This window comes from Anaerotignum sp. (genome assembly GCF_030625865.1).
GTDB lineage: Bacteria > Bacillota > Clostridia > Lachnospirales > Anaerotignaceae > Chakrabartyella.
The window spans coordinates 1-19,741 of record NZ_DAOUQB010000030.1 but is presented as its reverse complement, the minus strand read 5'-3'; the positions used below and the strand labels follow the sequence as shown (position 1 = coordinate 19,741).

Annotated in this window: 16 protein-coding genes; 13 read left to right on the top strand and 3 right to left on the bottom strand. The window is 38.7% G+C overall.

Features of this window, described 5'->3' with window-relative positions:
* Nucleotides 1-240 precede the first annotated feature (240 nt).
* Nucleotides 241-846 (top strand): DedA family protein, encoded by a 606-nt coding sequence (locus P9Q65_RS09555; protein ID WP_304509197.1) that lies wholly within the window; start codon nt 241-243, stop codon nt 844-846.
* Between the two features lie 41 nt (nt 847-887).
* Here the strand turns inward: P9Q65_RS09555 and P9Q65_RS09550 are convergent, their stop codons facing one another.
* Genes P9Q65_RS09550 through P9Q65_RS09540 form a run of 3 tightly spaced genes read right to left on the bottom strand, consistent with a single transcriptional unit; the run spans nt 888 to nt 3,772 of the window.
* A complete protein-coding gene (locus P9Q65_RS09550) occupies nt 888-2,294 on the bottom strand; it encodes a tetratricopeptide repeat protein (protein WP_304509196.1) in 1,407 nt (468 codons plus the stop codon).
* A gap of 17 nt (nt 2,295-2,311) precedes the next feature.
* Nucleotides 2,312-2,464, bottom strand: coding sequence for a hypothetical protein (locus tag P9Q65_RS09545; protein ID WP_304509195.1), 153 nt, complete (start codon nt 2,462-2,464; stop codon nt 2,312-2,314).
* A gap of 12 nt (nt 2,465-2,476) precedes the next feature.
* Complete coding sequence (locus tag P9Q65_RS09540; RefSeq protein WP_304509193.1) at nt 2,477-3,772, bottom strand: bifunctional folylpolyglutamate synthase/dihydrofolate synthase; 1,296 nt, start codon at nt 3,770-3,772, stop codon at nt 2,477-2,479.
* 348 nt (nt 3,773-4,120) lie between these two features.
* Between P9Q65_RS09540 and mltG the strand changes: the two genes are divergently transcribed.
* The 12 genes from mltG to P9Q65_RS13470 all read left to right on the top strand — a co-directional run.
* On the top strand, nt 4,121-5,233 hold the full coding sequence (gene mltG, locus P9Q65_RS09535) for an endolytic transglycosylase MltG (RefSeq protein ID WP_304509191.1): 1,113 nt from the start codon (nt 4,121-4,123) through the stop codon (nt 5,231-5,233).
* A gap of 17 nt (nt 5,234-5,250) precedes the next feature.
* Nucleotides 5,251-5,937 carry an O-methyltransferase gene (locus P9Q65_RS09530; RefSeq protein WP_304509190.1) on the top strand — a complete coding sequence of 229 codons (687 nt, stop codon included), beginning with the start codon at nt 5,251-5,253 and terminating at the stop codon, nt 5,935-5,937.
* Nucleotides 5,921-7,171 carry a peptidase U32 family protein gene (locus P9Q65_RS09525; RefSeq protein ID WP_304509189.1) on the top strand — a complete coding sequence of 417 codons (1,251 nt, stop codon included), beginning with the start codon at nt 5,921-5,923 and terminating at the stop codon, nt 7,169-7,171. Before P9Q65_RS09530 ends, P9Q65_RS09525 begins: the two co-directional genes overlap by 17 nt.
* Before the next feature lie 72 nt (nt 7,172-7,243).
* Nucleotides 7,244-7,678 carry a MarR family winged helix-turn-helix transcriptional regulator gene (locus tag P9Q65_RS09520; RefSeq protein ID WP_304509188.1) on the top strand — a complete coding sequence of 145 codons (435 nt, stop codon included), beginning with the start codon at nt 7,244-7,246 and terminating at the stop codon, nt 7,676-7,678.
* 436 nt (nt 7,679-8,114) lie between these two features.
* A complete protein-coding gene (locus P9Q65_RS09515; protein WP_304509187.1) occupies nt 8,115-13,838 on the top strand; it encodes a GLUG motif-containing protein in 5,724 nt (1,907 codons plus the stop codon).
* 18 nt (nt 13,839-13,856) lie between these two features.
* A complete protein-coding gene (locus P9Q65_RS09510) occupies nt 13,857-14,639 on the top strand; it encodes a hypothetical protein (RefSeq protein WP_304509185.1) in 783 nt (260 codons plus the stop codon).
* Nucleotides 14,636-14,947 carry a type IV pilus modification PilV family protein gene (locus P9Q65_RS09505; protein WP_304509184.1) on the top strand — a complete coding sequence of 104 codons (312 nt, stop codon included), beginning with the start codon at nt 14,636-14,638 and terminating at the stop codon, nt 14,945-14,947. Before P9Q65_RS09510 ends, P9Q65_RS09505 begins: the two co-directional genes overlap by 4 nt.
* 1 nt (nt 14,948) lies before the next feature.
* Nucleotides 14,949-15,461, top strand: a complete 513-nt coding sequence (locus P9Q65_RS09500; RefSeq protein WP_304509183.1) for a type II secretion system protein — start codon at nt 14,949-14,951, stop codon at nt 15,459-15,461.
* Nucleotides 15,462-15,486: 25 nt separating this feature from the next.
* Entirely contained in the window at nt 15,487-17,205 is a 1,719-nt protein-coding gene (locus P9Q65_RS09495; RefSeq protein WP_304509182.1) for a GspE/PulE family protein, read from the top strand.
* Nucleotides 17,195-18,241, top strand: a complete 1,047-nt coding sequence (locus P9Q65_RS09490; RefSeq protein ID WP_304509180.1) for a type IV pilus twitching motility protein PilT — start codon at nt 17,195-17,197, stop codon at nt 18,239-18,241. Before P9Q65_RS09495 ends, P9Q65_RS09490 begins: the two co-directional genes overlap by 11 nt.
* Nucleotides 18,242-18,271: 30 nt before the next feature.
* Nucleotides 18,272-19,468 (top strand): type II secretion system F family protein, encoded by a 1,197-nt coding sequence (locus P9Q65_RS09485; RefSeq protein WP_304509179.1) that lies wholly within the window; start codon nt 18,272-18,274, stop codon nt 19,466-19,468.
* 124 nt (nt 19,469-19,592) lie between these two features.
* On the top strand, nt 19,593-19,741 hold a 149-nt coding region (locus tag P9Q65_RS13470), incomplete at its 3' end, for a type II secretion system protein (RefSeq protein ID WP_442870850.1).

The following is a 19,741-nucleotide window of genomic DNA, read 5'->3' as shown; positions in this document are numbered from 1 at the left end:
TTGTTTTCGAATATAATAAAAGTTTTGTAAATGGTAGAAGCCCGAGTTACAGGAATTTAAAAATAAAATTTCTGTCAGTCGGGCTTTTTTGTCGTTTAGGATGATGTGATGCTCTTTAAGAAGTATCTATCCAGCTTTTGCGTAAAATCTAATCTTATAGAAACATTTTAGTAGACAATACATTACATTGTCTTATTTTTCATTATCTCTTCATATCCTAAAAGGGGAGGAGGGTGAGAAATGAATTTATTGGAGGCCATAAAACAATTGGTTATTGAATTAGGAGCGGGAGGGATTTTTGTTGCTACTGCTTTAGAATATGGGTGTTTTCCTGTTTCCAGTGAAATTCTGCTGCCTTTTATTGGTTATATGATTGCGATTAATCATTATAGCTTGTTTTATGCCATATTTATTGCAACGCTAGGCGGCATGATTGGAACCACTGCTTGTTATTTGGTGGGTAGAATCGGAGGAAATATGTTTGAAAAGCTTGCAGAACGATTTGCAAGTGTTGCCCTAGGGGTTGGAAAAGCACAAAGTATTTTTGAGAAATATGGTAAAGAATCCGTTTTTTTTGCCAGACTTTTTCCCATCGCCCGTACATATATTTCTTTTCCCGCAGGGTTAGCGAAAATGCCAATTGTACCGTTTCTCATTTATACGACAGTTGGCGTTTTTATTTGGAATACAGCATTAATTAGCGCAGGATATTTTTTAGGCAGCCATTGGGATATCTGTAAACAGTTTTTGAAAGCTTATCAGTGGCAGTTGTCGGGTAGTATTGCTTTGGTTGTAATTCTTTTTATTTTAGTAAAGAATTACTTAAAGAAAAAACAGGGTTTATAGTAATAAAAAGCACCACAGAATAAATCTGAGGTGCTTTATTTTTATTCAGCAAGTTGGTTTAATGCATTTTCTGCGTTTGCAAGTTGATTTGAGTCAGGATATTCAGTAATGACTTTTTGATAATAGGTTTTAGCTTGTTCTTTATCCCCATCGTTTTCTGCAATTTTACCCAAATAGAAATAAGCATCATCAATAAAATTATCACCGGATGCATATTTTAAGGCACTTTCCAAGTTGGTTTTTGCTTCTGGAAATTTATTGCTTAAAAAATCACTTTTGCCTTTTGTATAAAGGCTATCTGCAGCTTTGGGATAGGCTGTTGCTTTTATTGAATTATATTTTGCAATATCTTCATCGCTAAAGCCCATGGTATCAATTCGATCCAGTGTGGCAACACAACTTTCGAAATCACCATCCGTCATTTGAGATACGGCTGTTTGAAGTAACTCCAGATTAGCCTGCTTTGTTTCTTCGCTGCGCAAACGTTTATTTTCTTCCTGCAATGTTTCCAATTCCGTTCTCATAGCCAAAACTTCCTCGGGTGTCATTTGGGTTTCCCCGGCGTAGTTGTCCACTTTTGTTTGAAGGTCTACAATTGACTTATCTTTTACTTCGTTGATAGCGGGCATAATTAAAACCAAAATCACAATTGCCGTAGAAAGGATGCCAAGTAGGAACGAAATAATATCTCTTTTTTCCAAAACCCCTATTTTCTTTTCCTTTCGTTTATATCTGGGAATTGGTGGGGCGCTGTCTGTTTTTTTCAAAGGGACTGTTTTTGCCACAGGTTCTTCTTTGTTTTCCGTAGCACGAGCCTTTTTTCGAATTCCGCTTGTTGTACCTCCGCCAATTATTTTTGCGTATTTTAAAGCTTTTGGGTTCTTCTTATCCTTTTTCAACACAATGTCGATAAAATGCTGAGCCCGTTTATAATTGTTCTCATCAATACAGCACAGGGTAAGCAAGTTATAAGCATCAATAAAATCAGGGTTACTGTCGATGGCTTTTTTTAACTGAATAATCGCCATATCATCACTGCCATGATTCAGGTATAACAGTGCCTGATTATACATGACAACGGCATCGTTATATTTTTCCATCTCACGACCGTTTTTTTGCAAAAAGTCCATATAACCAGCAGCAGGATTATTCTCTTTCATGATAGAAGTGCTGATAATCCAATGTTTTAAAGCTTCGGCAATTCTGCCGGTTTCACAATAAATCAGCCCCAAAAGGTTTTGAGCCTGAATATTATTTTTATCAAAAAGAATGCTTTGTTCCAGTTTTTCTGCTGCTCCTGAAAGATCCATTTCTTTTGCCATTTCTAATGCTTCGTTATATAAAGAAACAGAAAGATTTCTTGTTCTAAGAAAAACAAAGGTATCAATCCCACATTTTGGGCAAAGATAGCCTTCGGAAAAATCATATCCGCAATTCGGGCATCTCATTTTCATCGCTCCTTTATTTATTCCTGGGAAGCACCGATTTTTTTATCTTTTGCAATATGTTCCAAAATATCAACCAGATCTTTTAATTGATTAGGCTGCAACGCATCCTCGATCTGATCCAACTCTAGGATAGGCTGATATCTTGAAAGCTCATCTTTGAAATTGAACATAATATAACCTCCTTATTCAATGGACAATATATAGGAACGTAAAGTACCAATCATATAAAGAGAACCACAACAGAGAATCACTTCGTTTTCATCGGTTATTTTCAATGCTTTTTGATAGGCATTTTCAATTTCTGGTTCAATATAGAATGGTAGATCTTTACGAAGTACAACTTGAGCTAATTTCTCGGCGTCTAATTTTCGCTCACTATGAGGTTCCGTTAAGACAACCTGATAGGCAAAGGGTAATATTAACTCTGCCATTTTTTCATATTCTTTATCTCCTAAAACCCCTAGAATCAGGGTAATTTTTTTATTTTCAAAATAGATTTTTACATTTTCCGCCAAGCGACGAATCCCATCTGTATTATGGGCACCATCAAGGACAACCAAAGGTGCTTTTTTGCAAATTTCCATTCTTCCCGCCCAAAATGTTTTTGCTATGCCTTGGTGAATATGACTCTGGTCTAAAAAAAGACCATATTTTTTCAAAACTTCACAGGCTGCCAAAATCGTGACACAATTTTGGATTTGGTGTTTTCCCAATAAAGGCAAAAATAAGTTTCTATAGCTAAATTCTGTACTTTTTACATCAAAAATAGTCCCATCCAAAGCTTGGGAGGAAATTTTTATTTCAGCATCTTCTGTACAAAAAAGAGGAGCATCTAAAGTATAAGCCCTATTTTTTACAATATTATATACTATTTCCTCCTGGGAATACAACACCACGGGACAATTTTTCTTAATGATACCTGCTTTTTCTGAAGCAATTAATTCGATGGAATTTCCCAGGAAATCTGTGTGATCCATACTAATGGACATAATAATGCTTAAGATAGGCGTTTCTATGATATTTGTGGCATCATATTTACCGCCAAGGCCAACCTCCATAATGGCAATATCCACATCTTCTTCTGCAAAATAAAGATAAGCAGCTGCGGTGACCACCTCAAAAAGGGTAGGAGCATCTTTTCCTTCGGCGACTAACTGTTCCCATGCCACTTTTGTTTTTGACATGATTGCCGCAAAGGAATCATCTGAGATTTCTTGACCGTTAATGAGAAATCGCTCATTATAGCTATCTAGGTGGGGAGAGGTATAGCAGGCGGTACGGTAGCCTGCCTCTTGCAAAACAGAAGAAAGCATTGCTGCTGCAGAGCCTTTACCGTTGGTTCCTGCAATATGAATAACTTTAAGTTTTTTTTCCGGATTCCCTAATTTTTTCATTAATTGCATGATTCTTTCTAATCCCGGGCAGGATGCAAAACCAATTTCTTTTTCCAAATATTCTATACTTTGTTGATAATTCATAGTGTTCTCCAATCATATGAAAAGAACCAAAACCGATATTCCCCAAAAAGGCATTGAGTTTATGAAACGTTTTGCCTCCAAAGAGAATCAGATTTTGGCAAATATTTTAAAAGTAAATAAGCTGCTCAAATTGTTAAAATGCTTTGATAAAACATATTTTAATTGAGGTTTTCAAGGTTCCATAATCAACCCTGTATTTATTATACCAAGAATAATTCATTCTGCAAGATGATTAAGAAAAGTGAAAAAGAAATTTACGATAGGTTTTAGATTGGAATTTTTTGTTGTGTGAAAGGGAATAAGATTGTATAATAGAACAGATTTGAGGCTCAGGAAAGGAGAATTACCATGAGTGAAGAAATGGATTATGATAGAGAAAGAAAAAGGCAATCCCAAAGACGGATGCAGAGGGAGAAAAAACGGCGGCGTACGAAATTGATACGTTGGGGCTTGTTCCTTATTATTGCAATTGTCATTGGGCTTGTTTCCTTTGGGTTAACCAAAAGTCTAATGATGTCCTCCGTGGAAGAAGCGGTATTGACAGGAGAGACGGTAACGGTAACCATCCCCGAAGGCAGTTCTACAGCTGATATTGCTGATATTTTGAAGGAGAATAAGCTTATTAAAAATGCTTTAATGTTTCGTTTGAGCAGTAAGCTTGATGGTTATGACGGAACCTATCAGCAGGGAACTTACGAAATTGATAAAGGTTTAAATGATTCACAAATTATGGAATTGCTCCAAACGGGAGTAGTGTTTAACGATATCAAATTTACTGTTCCCGAAGGATATACAACCAAACAGATAGCCCAAAAAGCCGAGGAAGCAGGTATTTGCACAGCAGAAGCATTTATTGAGGAGTGTAACACCGGGGTATTTGATTTTGAGCTTGTAAAAAATCTGCCGGATAGAGAGTTTAAGCTGGAGGGATATTTATTCCCCGATACTTACTATTTAACAAAGGAAACGACTGCCCACGAAATGATTAATGCAATGCTGAACCGATTCCAACAAATGTATACAACAGAGTATCAAAATGCGGTGGCGGCAAGTGGTCATACCTTGGACGAGCTGGTAACCGTTGCTTCTATCATTGAAAGAGAAATTAAGCTGGACGAGGAACGTCCTCGGGCGGCAGGGGTAATTTATAATCGTATTCAAGAGGGTATGCCTTTGCAGGTGGATGCTACGGTTTTGTATGCCATGGGGTTTGTAAAAGAAGATATTACCACGGCTGATTTACAGTATGATTCCCCTTATAATACCTATAAAGTGTCGGGGCTTCCCTTAGGGCCTATTTCTAACCCCGGAGAACTATCCTTTAAAGCCGCACTTTATCCGGAAGACAATCAATATTTATATTATGTGGTTGAGGCAAAGGGAAAGGATAACCATGTTTATTGCGAAACTTATGATGAATTTTTAACGGCCAAGGCAAACTATAAGGCAAGCGGCAATTAACTATAGGAGAGAATGGAATGAATTATGTAACAGATGAAACTATGAATACTTTTTTGCGCACCATACAACCTATGTATGATGGCGTATTAGGAGAAATACAAAGGGAGGCAAATGCGGCGGAGGTACCCATTGTTCCCTTGGAAACAGCCCGCTTAATCAGCGTTTTGCTTTCCATGAAACAACCAAAGCATGTTTTGGAAATTGGTACAGCGGTTGGTTTTTCTGCAGGATTGATGAGTCGTTATTTACAACCAGGCGGCACGGTGACCACCATTGACCGCTTTGAGGTTATGCTGAAAGATGCCCGTCCCAATATTAAACGAATGGGCCTTGAGGATTCCGTTAAAATTTTAGAGGGCGATGCGGCAGATATATTGCCGACCTTGAAAGGGCCATACGATGTTATTTTTTTAGATGCAGCGAAAGGTCAATATCATAGTTTTTTGCCCCACTGTCTGCGCCTTATGCCGGTGGGAGGACTTTTGATTGTGGATGATGTTTTACAAGGGGGTACCATTGCACAAACCCGTTTCAGCGTGCCAAGAAGACAGCGTACCATCCATAAACGGTTACGGACTTTCCTTTGGGATATTACCCACAATAATGCCTTGGAGACTTCCATCATTCCCATTGGGGATGGCATGGCTTTGTGCTATAAAACAAAGGAAACAGAAGGAGAAATGAAAAATGTGGAAACAGAATAAGATAGAACTTTTGGCTCCCGCAGGGGATTTGGAAAAATTAAAAATTGCGGTATTGTACGGCGCAGATGCAGTATATATTGGTGGAGAAGCCTATGGTTTACGTGCTAAGGCTAAAAACTTTGATTTGGATACTATGGCTGAAGGAATACAGTTTGCCCATGCCCATGGTGCAAGAGTTTATATTACGGCGAATATTTTTGCTCATAATGCCGATTTTGAAGGAATGGCGGAGTATTTTAAGGCAATTGAAGAAATTGGCGCAGATGCGTTGATTATTTCTGATTTAGGGGTGTTTTCCGCGGCAAGGGAAGCTGTTCCCAATATGGAGATACATGTTTCTACGCAAGCAAATAATACCAATTATATGAGCGCAAAAATGTGGTATCAGCTTGGGGCGAAACGAGTTGTTTTGGCAAGAGAGCTTTCTTTCAAAGAAGTAAAGGAGATTCGAGATAAAATTCCCCAGGATATGGATATTGAAGCCTTTGTTCATGGGGCTATGTGCATTTCTTATTCCGGAAGATGCCTCTTAAGCAACTATCTAAGCGGTAGGGATGCAAATAAAGGTGCTTGTTCTCATCCTTGCAGATGGAAGTACCATTTGGTTGAGGAAACCAGACCGGGTGAATATATGCCCATAGAGGAAAATGAAAGAGGCACATATATTTATAATTCCAAGGATCTATGCATGATTCAACATATTCCCGAGATTATAGAATCGGGCATCATGAGTCTGAAAATTGAGGGCCGTATGAAAACGCCGTTTTACGTTGGTACGGTTGTTAAGGCATACCGTGGGGCAATTGATGATTATGTAAAGGATCCTTCCTTGTATGAGAAAAATCTTCCATATTATTTGGAAGAAGTGTCAAAGGCCAGTCACAGAGACTATACGGATGGGTTCTATTTTCAAAAACCCGATGGTAATCAACAAATTTATAATAGTAACACCTATATTCGGGGATACGATTTTATTGGTATGGTACAGGAGGACAGTGACCCTGATACAGGCATTGCCATTGTGGAACAGCGAAATAAATTTTCCGTGGGGGATGAAATTGAAGTTATGCCGGCAAAGAGTGAGGCCTTTACCATGACCGTTACAAAAATGTGGGATGAAAAGGAAATTCCTGTGGATTGTGCCCCTCATCCTCAGCAAATTTTACGAATTTTGTTCTCAAAACCAGTAAAAAAGTTTGACATGTTGCGCAAAATTGTGTTGGACGCTAAATAAAAAACTTGATTTTTGTCCGAAATACAGCTATTCTATATATTAGATATTGATAAAAAGGAAAAGGAAAAGCTTATGGAATTAACACAGTGTATCAACTATTTATTGACTACGGCACAGCATTCTGTTTTTCAGTTTTTGAACTCTAAGTTGTCAGAGCATGATATTACGCCTTCTCAGTATGGTGTACTAAGCTGTTTATGGCAAAGGGATTTTGCTACCCCAAAGCAAATCTCTGAAATTCTTTGTTTAGAGACATCTACAATCTCAGGTGTGTTGGATCGTATGCAGAAAAAAGGTCTGATTGACCGAGTAATCAACAAAGAAGATAGACGTGAAGTAAGAGTTGTTCCAACGGAAAAAGGAAAGGCATTAGAAGGGCCGATAACAAAAATCATTGATGATGTTAACGAGGAAGTTTTGAAGTGTTTTTCTGACGAGGAAATTGCAGTTTTGAAAAATAATCTGCGAATTATTGCGGAAGGGAATCATTTTGGAGAGGGTAAGTAAGAAAGGTAGGTCTTTGACCTGCTTTTTTTATGGAAAAATTTAATATGTATCAGGGCGAAGCCCTGTTTTAATCTTCTAGCACAGCATTGAGTTTTTTCAATGCTTTTTTTTCTATTCTTGATACGTACTCACCTGTTACAAAAGGGCTAAAATACTTATATTATCTGTTTTGATTTAAAATAAAAATAGATATTTGGGTCTGATTTTCTAAACCAATCAATGAGTAGGATTTTAAAATTCATTTAAGATAAATCAAAATATTTTAGAACTGTTAAAAATAAATGTAGAATAATGGCGTTTTTTATCTTTAAATGTAAAATTTAAGGTATTTTTGTTGTTTTCTGAATTGATTTTTGTTACAATACCAACAACATTATTGTAACTATTTTCTGTGCTTTCGAAGTTTTTATCAACATTTTAAAAGAGAGAGGGTGCCATGACGAATAAATTATTGCAGAAAGAAAAAAATGGGTACACTCTTACTGAAATGCTGGTTGTTGTTGCAATTTTAATTATTGTATCGGTCATTGCGATTCCTGCGATAGGAAGTCTTCGAAAAAACCTTGAACTAACAAAATATGATGATTTTGCAAGGCAGATTTATCTTGTTTCCCAAAATAAGCTTACGACGATGAAATCCGTTGGCACTTTAAGCACTTTTCTTGAGGAGGTTGAAGCTGATTATGGCGAAAGGCGATTAGGCATGTTGGATCGGTTCCCTCAGGATTATGATAAGGATACAGATGACTGGAAAAAACTTTATTATTTTACCGATTCAGATACGATTTTACTTGACTATATCGTAGGTCAGGATTCTGTTTTAATGGCATCCATGGAAATAAACGGACATTTTTTGGTGGAACTGAATCCAGAAACCGGTGATGTATATGGTGTTTTTTATTCGGAGAAGGTGTTTACATATGATGACATTGAGGAGCTTCATTCACGAAACAAAAGCGACCGAAAAGAAAAAATGATCGGATATTACGGTGGCGTTTCGGAGCTTTCTGCAATCGCTAATTTGCCTGGGGAATTTATGCCCACTGTAAGTGTTATCAATAAAGAAGATTTATATCTTGATATTGAATGCAGTGAGATGAGAAAACTAATTAAAACACAGAATAATATTGTGCTAACAATAACGGTGACAGATGAAAGTTTTCTTCCGGAAGATCCTTTGAACCATGTTTTTTCCGTGGATTTAAAAGGCGGAAAAGACTTTTGGATTAGTCGTGATAAAGTAAAAGTTAAGTTTTTGCTGGATAGTATCCGTGGGGATGCGGAAGGCTTTAAAAATATTACCCAAGGAAAGCTTACACCTGGGGATAATATCACCGTAAACGTTAGTATGACATATACGAATGAAGAAGCGACTATTACAGGAAGCGCTTTAGCACCTGGGGTAAACAGCCTTTTTGCATCAAAAGATGATAAGGGTAATTTATCTGTTGCTTATGTACGTCATTTAGATAATTTACGGGCATCTACTTATTCCCCTGTAGGCGATAACGAAGTAACAATAAACCAGACAAAGGCAATAGATTATGACTATAATAATTGGGATAGTGATGCACTCATTCCCAGTAAATCGGGAATAATTCCGTATTCAGGGGGATTTGAGCCCATCCAAAATACCGTTTTGCTGAATAACATTGCCTTCGATGGAAACCATAATGAATTATTGAACTTTAATATATTAGGAACGAACAATGTGGGGTTATTTAGCACCCTGGAAAATTGTACGTTGAAAAATATGAACTTGGTAAATTTTAGTGTTTTGGGAAATGCTTATGTTGGTGCCTTGGCAGGGCAAATTCAGGGTGGAAGTATTATCGACTGCGGCGTTTATCTTGAAACAAGAGATGCGTATCAAAGACCCCTTACGGATATGGCAGAATGTGTAGCACGTTATAAAATAACGGGCAGCGATTATGTAGGCGGTTTGGTGGGACGTATCAGTGGCGCAACAATAACAAAAGGTTCTTTTGCTGCCGTTAATGTTTTCGGTAATTCTTATATAGGCGGATTCTGCGGTCAATATAGTGGAGGTTCTGTTCTCAACTCCTATGCATCCGGGAGTATTAATGCAAAAGCAAGCTATGGGGGCGGTTTTGCCGGTAGAGTGGCGAATACGGTAATAAACCAATGTTATGCGACTTCTGATGTAACTGTTCCTGTATATGGGGGTGGTTTTGCAGGAAGCATTGCTAACGGTAGTGTTGTAAACTGCAATTCTTATGGTATTGTGAAAAGAAGTGATGGAACTTCAGATACAGGAACATCTGGTGGTTTTGCCGGAAGTTCAGCTACATCTTTTCGTAATTGCAAATTTTTGAGGCAGGCAAACTATAATTATGATTATACATTAAATTTGACAGGTGTTATGGCAAAGGGATTCCCTGATTTAAAGATATCAGGCAATCAGTCCGATGATTGTCATCCTTACGAAAATGAATTGGTTGGCAATAGCATACCATTCCAAATGCTATCAAGGGAAGACGGAACGATTTTACCCCATTATGGGAATTGGCCTGCGGAATTAAAATTGCAAACATCATTGGTTTATTATGAGAGATACGCAACAGCCGATGTTGACGGAAATTATTATGGTTATTATGCGGAAACAAGCCTTATGGCAAAAGGGGATGGCCTGGATACAGGCGGGATCAATAGTTGGAAGGTAAATACACTGCGGGAGGAACCTTGCGTTGAGGATGGATACGCCTTAATGACAATTTTTTCTTTGTCTAAATTTACATATCGCCTGAATGCTGACCTTTATCCTGGTACGGGAACGGTAACTGTAGATGTTGCTACCACACCGGGAGTGAATAAAGCCGTAAAAATTACGGACAGGGTTTCATTGCAATTTTCAAATACCGTGGATGGTTCCAAATATACCATTTCCAATGCAAAGGTCTTTCAGCTTCCTTTTTCCTTGCAGATGACGGATCGAAATACAGCGGCAAGGTTTTACGATCGCCTTACAATTACAGGCTATGTTAACAATTTGGCTTCATTTGAAAATTATACATTTTTCTATTGCCCTGATTTTGCAAAAAATGCAATTAATCCGGATATTAGCTCAACAGCTGCGGCTACACCAAAGAATCCAACAGGAGAGGAAAGACCTATTTCCGTTAGAAGTCCACGACATATGAATGCCCTTGCCCGTGCGGCGTATTATTGGAATACCACGAAATGGACGGACAGCACGGATACACGGTATTATTTCAGGCAGGAAAATGATATTGATTTTGCTGTATATACAAAAAACTATTGTGGAATAAGCTATGATTTGATGGATACATCCAGTGGGAATGCTTATCGCAACAGACCCATAGGACGACCCAACTCGCAGCCCTTTACGGACCCCAATGGTGATACCTATACGCCAAGTAACTTTAGAAACAGCTATGATGGACAAGGATATAAGATTGTTGATTATCGGTGTGTTACCTCACAGGCAGACAAATATCAGTTTACAGGTCTTTTTGGGGAGGTACAAAAGGCAGTATTAAAAAACATTGTAATGGTTGCCTCTGATCCTGAAAATAACTCGGGATATGTGGTATCTAAATATAATGATAGTTCAAAACATCCTGGTGTAGGGGCATTGGCAGGCCTAGTTTATGTGGATAGCGGGAGCGAATATAGTGATAACGTTTATGCCTCTGTAACAAATTGTTCAGTATCAGGGTATACGGTGCGCTATTCGCCAGATGGCAGCGCAAATCAGCCAAGTGCTGTGGGTGGTTTGGTAGGGTACAATTTTGGTAAGATTGAAAATTCCAGTGCGGTAAACAAGCTGGTAACTGCTGAAAACAGCGGAAATAAAACACGATATATCGGTGGTTTGGTAGGTTCAATCAATGCAAGAGGCAGTATTACAAACTGCTATGCCGGAGGCGTGGTTACAGCTGTTGACACAGGTTCGGCAAGGACAAATTTGGCGGGGATTTGTGCCGGATTTGATGATATTTATGGTGCTTATTACACCAGCGGACAATCCCGCAATCGAGATATGCCAATTAAAAATGTATATTCCTATTGTACCTGGGAAAATGGGGAGATTCGTGGAACCCCCTATGCTGTTGTAAACAAACAAGATAAGATGAGTATTCAGAACGGATATTTTCTCACGGATACTGTGGATAGGGAAGTTACATTATATGGAACGGATTTTTCTGTGGATTTAGATTTTTCTCAGCTAACTTCGTTAACCCTTGCTTCAAGCGCTACGGCAAAAGCCTCGGGGCGTGCAACTTCTTCCAATACACATCCGTGGTCAGTATCATTGGCGTCGTTGGCATATTCTTTTCCTGCGGTGATTACTGATCCTAAAACAGGAGATTATGTTCATTATGGAGACTGGTATTACGAATCAACCGTAAAAGATTCGGGATATTTGGCGTACTATGAGATGTATTCTGATGGTACATTTGCTTGCAGCTTTATAAATGGGAATAAGGGTTTGACTGATGTAGGCACATTTGACGCAATAAACAATAAAACCATTACAATGGCGGGGTACGGTATTCTTGATTTATCTGAGGATAAAGGCACATTTACAGTAGATGATACGCCCCTTGTGACGGAAGGAATTTTACAAAGGGGTATCACTGTAAATAAAGGTGTTTACGACCTGTATACTTTAAACCAGTTTAGCGAAAGCCTGTTGTTGCCGGAAAGGAATGAAAAAAACAAAGAAATTCAATTCCGGTATGATGAGACAGAAGGGGCAGTTAGATTCCCTGTGAAACAAACAATTTATATTAATTCGGCCTATGCTAATGCTCTTTCAACGAAGGCTTTGGAAGCATCTCCGTCATTACCCCTTAAGGTGCGTACAGCCAGCCAGCTGCAAAACATGGATACCGCACCTTCCGGATGGTATATCAAGCTGGATCATGATATTACAGCAGATGCCGATATCGGAAATATTACAAACGCAGGATATGTATTTGAAGGCGGATACGTTCCTGGCGGCAGTGAAAAAACGGATAACGGCTACAAAATCGGTAGCAACGGAAATCATATTTTTGGTTTGACTCGGCCTTTATTTGGTACCATCGACGAAGATGGAATGGTAAGAAATTTGGCTTTAGTTGGTGTAAATTTGAGTAGTATGGCGGATAAGCTGGCACCGGTAGCTTTAGCCAATAATGGGACGATACAAAATTGTTTTGTAACAGGAGAAATTAGGACAACAGAAACGAATTATGGAAATGCAGGTTTTGTTTTTGAAAATAACGGATTGATTACAACCTCATATTCCAATATTAATCTTTCCAATGATAAGGGAGAAACAGCAGGTTTTGTTTTGAGAAATCGAGGGGATATTTCAAATTGCTATGCAGTAGGTCAGGCATTTTCAGGGAATGCAGATGCATCAGGCTTTATTGGAAACAGTTTTTCCGGTTCGAGTGTTCAGAATTCCTATACGCTTATGAAAGTAGAGGGAAAACAAAGCTATGGTTTTGCACCTGTTTCTTCAGTTGGCATTAATACCTCGTGTTTTTGGGCAAAAGACAACAGTATAAATAATAATATTCTCAATTCAGCTGGAACCAGTAAAAAGCTCAGTCAAATGAAAACAGTATTTACCAATGGGGTTTGGACAACGGAGAATGAAGGGGCCACTTGGGCCAATACCATGAATAGCAACTATCCTTACTCCAGAATATCTGCTTTGGATCATTGCGGAGATTGGCCGCTGGCAACAGGCGGGGGCAAGGTAGGCGTTTTCAAACTTTATTATAAGAAAAATGGCAACAATAGTGGCTACTATGCAAATGGAGTGGTTATTGATTTGAATGATATGTCAGAATTGAAACTTCAAAAACAAGGGAGTGCTGATACATATTATAATTACGAATATTACGGTATAGTGTTTGATAGTGCCTTTGCTGAGGATTTATCCAGTTGGGAAGCAAAATATACATATACCAGCGGTGGTTGGACATATGAAAAAAACATTCCTCTAACAGATAGCTCTGGTGTTGAATTGATGAATAGCAATGCAAATGGACTAACGACAAATCTTTTCTGGGTGGATACGTGGTACTATAATTTGCAAAAAATTACGTTGCGAAATAAAAATGATGATACCGAATATGTTTTTGATTATCATAATCAGTCGTTTCGTTATAGATCTTAATTAAGATAGAGGTGCTTTATGAGATATTTGAAAAATAAATTAAATAGTCAAAAGGGTACCTCTGTTTTACTTGCTTTGATGCTCTTTTTTGTTTGTTTTATGGTTGCCTCGGCAATCTTAAGTTCTGCCACGGCAAATGGGGACAAATTACGTCAACGGGAAAGCAATCAAAAGGAATTTCTTTCTGTTAGCTCCGCAGCAAATTTATTAAAGGATATTATTGGAAGCATAGAGTATACCGGCTGGGAAACAAACACAGTATATGAATGCTACGGTGAGCTTTTAAATATTAGACCCGAGAAGCATAATGATCAGGCTGAGATTTCTCCTGCAATGGACTATAATGCAGGTGTGGAAGCCAGAATAAGGGCAGATTTGGAGGATATGGTTTATGAGGCGTTTACCTCCCATACCCAATATATGCCCCCGGTTGTCGTTGACAAGGTGTTGACGAAGGAGCTTATCATTTCGGGAGAAGGAATGGTTGATGTTAAGGTGGTTATGTCGTTGAATTCGGAAACTTATTTGCTAACATGCGCATTAACCGTGAAGGATAGTGGGCAGGAGAGCAACGCAATGACTGTGATATTTAAGGCAAGGGTCAATGTGCCTTCAAAAGATTCAGCGGATATGGAAATTAATCCTGATGCAGACACCCATGAGGTTTATAAACAAGTTGAAGAGGAAGACGGCACGATATCGTGGGAGTGGGTGCCTAAAACATATGATATTACGGTTTATACAATACAAACCCAAATAACATATGATGGGGGAACCATTACAAAGGGGGTGTTCCCTTGAGTGGTATAAAGAAAAAAGCCAACACAAAAGGCGAAACCCTAGTTGAAACGTTAGTGGCCATTCTTATTTTAACCCTTTCTGCCATGCTTTTGGCAGAAGTATCTGCTACAGCGATTCGGATGAATCAAGAAATTGAAGCTGTCGACACAAAATATCGTGATGAACTGGCAGGGGTTGAAAAAAGAGAAGTTCCCTTTTCGGGGGAAGTTACAATAAAAAGTGGTGGAAATACATATCACTATCAAGTTGATTTTTATGGCGATGGTGTGGGTTTAACCTCCTATCAATCAAAGACGGGGGGAATCTAACATGGCAGGGATGAAAAAATTGATCAATCAAAGGGGGTTTTCCCTCTTTGAATCCATGGTGGCATTGTTAATTATTGCTCTGTTGACAGTGGGAATTTCAACGGGTGTAAAGGCGGCGGCCGGTATTTATAAAAGGTCTTTGTTTGTTTCAGAAGGAGATGTGTTGGCTGCTACCCTGGATACCGCTTTGTCGGATGTTTTACGATATTCCTCGTCTATCAGCGAGGAAGATGGAACCGTTCAATTTACCAATACAAATTACAGCATGGTAAATGGGCATTTGGTGTTAAAGGATGGTTGGCTTTATTTAAATTTGACGGATGAAGAAGCTGATGATGCATCCGATCCGTCTTTGACACTGTTATTAAGCGGAGGGATTTATTCATCTATGGAAATAGAGTCATTCACATTAAATTATAGCGATGGTGTTTTTTCAGGAAATTATGTAATACAAAGTAAAGAAGACGCAGCTTTGGAGAAAAGCTATGATTTTTATTTCCGTACATTAAGTTGAACCAAGGAAGGGGGCGAAAAAAGAAATGAAGTTTAAAAGATTAGGTGATATGCTGACGGCAACAGGCGTAATTACTAAAGAACAACTGGAATATGCTTTAAAAAAGCAAAAAGAAACAAAGAACAGATTGGGGAAGGAGCTCGTTGAGGAGGAATTTATCACCGAGGAACAGCTGATTGAGACGTTAAAGCTTCAGCTGGGGTTGGATTCCATTGATTTATCAAAGGTTACCATACCTGGCTCTCTTTCAGAGTTCATTCCCAAAAAAATCGCAAATAACTATGGACTTGTGCCGGTAAAATTGGAAGGAGATAGCTTATACGTTGCAATGAGTGACCCGCTTAATTTTATGGCGTTGGAAGATGTGAAGGCGGTAAGCAAAAAACGAATTGTACCCCTCATCGCAACAGAGGATTCTATACAAAGGAATATTGCTTTGTTATATGGCAATGAAAGTGCCACAAAAGCCATTGAAGATATGAAACGGGAGATAGATGATACACTCTTTGGTACTGTTTTGATAGATTCCTTTGTGTCCAATGTTATTGACAGTGATGAACAATCGGCGCCTACTGTTCGCTTGGTTAACTCATTAATTGAATGGGCGGTAAGCGAACATGCCAGCGATATTCATATTGAGCCCGATGAAAAAGAAGTTCGGGTAAGAATGCGTATTGATGGTTTGCTTCGCCATATTATGACGGTGCCTAAGGATTTGCAGGCTTCTCTTTTGTCTCGTCTCAAAATTATGGGTGGAATGGATATTACGGAGCGCAGAATTCCTCAAGACGGGCGATCCAATGCCAGAGTCAAAAATTCAGATATAGATCTGCGTATGTCTACGTTACCCACAATTTATGGTGAAAAATTTGTAATTCGTTTGCTGGATAAAAATACACAGCTTTTGGATAAAACAAGAATCGGCTTAAAAGAACGGGATTTGCAAAAATATATGCAATTAATCAATAAAAAAAACGGTGGCGTCGTGTTAATTGTTGGGCCAACGGGTTCCGGAAAAACTTCAACGTTGTATACTATGATTCGTGAGTTAAATACAGAAGAAAGCAATTTAATAACTCTTGAGGATCCCGTGGAATATAATATTTCGGGGATTAACCAAGTTCAGATTAATGAAAAGACGGGAATGACTTTTAGCGGTGGTTTAAGAGCCATTTTAAGACAGGATCCGGATATCATTGCTGTAGGGGAAGTTCGTGACGGCGAAACAGCGAAAATCGCCATGAGAGCGGCAATCACGGGGCATTTGGTTTTATCAACGATTCATACCAATAGTGCTGTTTCTACGTTGGACAGGCTTTTGGATATTGGGGTAGAGCCATATCTTATTTCCAGTGCACTCAACGGTGTTATTTCCCAACGTCTTGTGCGAAAAATCTGTACCCATTGCCGTGAGGAATATGCCCCATCTTCTGAGGATTTAAATAGCATTGGTCTTTCCCCTAATGAAGATTATAAATTTTATCGAGGTGCTGGATGTCCTCATTGTTTTGGTACGGGTTACCGAGGGAGAATTGCAGTTTTTGAAATTTTGGTAATAAACAAAAAACTAAGAAATGCCATTTCCAATGGGGCAAAAAGGGAAGAAATAGCGGATATCATATATATGAATAAGGACTTTGTTTCATTGGCGGATAACTGCAGAAAGCTTGTATTTGAAGGGATTACCACGGTTGAAGAGGCAAAGAGAATAACAAATACAGAGGATTATGACTATGAGAATTGATGATCTGATTATTTATGCAAACAAAAAAAAAGCATCGGATATCCATTTGATTTTTGGGCTGTACCCAAAATGTCGTGTGGCTGGGGAATTGGAGTCTATTGCCGATTTTGTACTAAACGACGAAGATTGTGATAACTATGCCATGGAACTGGCCAGATACAGATACGATGATTTTTTGGAAGCGGGAGAAATGGATTTAGCCAGAACCATTGAAGGGGTGCGTGTGCGTGTAAACTTATTTAGGCAGCAGGGACATACCTCTGTGGTTATTCGGCTTTTGAATGATAGAATTCCCAAACTTGAGACACTGGGGTTGCCTGATGGAGTGGACAGACTGACGGAGTTAAAACGAGGAATTATAATTGTTACAGGGCAGACAGGCTCAGGTAAATCAACGACGTTGGCATCTATGATTGATCGGATTAATCATACAAGGGGTTGCCATGTGATTACACTGGAGGACCCTATAGAATATATTTATGAGCCTGATATGTCCATTTTCAACCAAAGGGAAGTTGGCAGAGATACCAAAAGCTATGAAACAGGGCTTCGCTCAATATTAAGAGAAGATCCGGATGTCATTTTAATTGGTGAAATGCGGGATACCATTACAATGGAAACGGCTTTAAAGGCTGCGGAAACAGGTCATCTTGTTTTGACAACTTTGCATACGGGTTCTGCTTCAGAAGCGGTAGACCGTATAGTTGACTCTTTTCCCGAGGCACGTCAGCAGCAAATTCGCCTACAGCTTTCTTTAACCCTTATGGCAGTATTATCTCAACAGCTTTTACCCAAAAAAGATGGCAATGGTCGTATCCTTGCGTGTGAATATATGTTAGTTAATGCGGCTATAAGAAATCTTATCAGAGAGGGGAAATCTCCGCAAATAGACAACGTGATTTCAACAACTGCCGATAAAGGTGCAGTTACCATGGATAATGCAATTATTAAGTTGTACCGAGATAAAAAGATATCAACAAAAACAGCCTTGTTTGCGGCAAAAAATTTAGATTTCATGAAAAGAAACATCACATAGAAGTATGGCAAATAGAAAGGGGTGATGTGATTGCTCACTTATAAATATAAGGCTGTTTCCCAAAAAGGCGCTGAGGTGGAGGGCTTTGTTGAGGCTTTTGATGAATTTGAGGCTATCAATAAGATAAAGGAAAGTTATGAGGTTGTAACAAGTATTTCCGAGGTGAGAATTGGGAAGGGAAACGTTGTCACTGGAAAAATCAATGAAAAGGCATTGTCTATTCTTTGTTCTCAGCTTTCTATTATTATAGGTGCAGGGCTTCCCATTTTTCGGGCTTTTGAAATGATTGCAGCTCAAACAGAGAACAAAAAACTTAGACTTATTTTGGATGGGGTTTCTAAGGATTTGGCAGCAGGTCAAAGTCTGGCAAAAAGTTTTCTGTCGAAAGGCCCCGAACTTCCGGCTACGTTTATTGAAACGGTGCGTTCAGGAGAGGAATCGGGAACGTTGGAGCATGCTTTTCGCAGACTTCATGACTATTTTGATAAAAGTTCAAAAATGAAGGGAAAAGTGAAAAATGCCATGGTTTACCCAGCTTTTACCATGATTGTGGCAGTTATTGTAATTGTGATTATTATGGTGAAAGCCGTCCCTGTTTTTACAAGCAGTTTTGCCGATATTAATATGGATCTTCCTTTGCCAACAAAGCTTTTAATTGGAATGTCAAATTTCTTTGTGAATTATTGGATTGTACTGTTTGCTTTTATTGCTTTTCTTTTGGCTGTTTATAAATTTTTTGATAAACAGGAAGAGGGGCATATAAAACTTGAGAAGTTCAAGTTAAGAATCCCCATTTTTGGTAAGTTAGCGGCGTTAAAGCAAGCTTCCCAATTTGCAGCCACCATGGCTACCCTGCTGGAGGCGGGTTTGCCTGTGATGGAGGCGGTATCCATTACGGGAAAAGTTCTGGATAATGATTATATGGGCAGTCAGGTTTTGGAAACGGTTGGAATGTTGGAAGAGGGAAAACGCCTTGGGGACAGCTTACATAATCGAACGGAACTGCCGCAGCTTTTGGTGGAAATGACCGCTGTGGGAGAAGAAACGGGTTCTCTGGAGGCAACCTTGGATACCATAGGACAGTTTTATGATAATGAAATTGATACAACAACCTCAAGAATGGTGACACTTCTTGAGCCTATTATCATTTGTGTTTTGGCAATGATTGTTTTCTTTATTCTTATTTCAGTTTATGCACCAATGTTTTCTCTTTATGGAGGAATATAGACAATACGCTAAAAAAAGATATGATTTTATATATTTCCATAGCTTGATTATGATACGTTGCTATTCATTTGTGAGAACCCGCTCACAACGAATATATAGACTTACTTGACAAAAAGGGAGGTAGATGAATATGAATAAAACATTTAAAGTAAAAAACAAAAAAGGTTTTACATTAATGGAAATGTTGATTGTTATTGGTATTATCGCCGTTTTGGTAGCCATTGCAATTCCTACATTTACGGGAGCTAAGAAGAAAGCACAGTATGCGGCCGA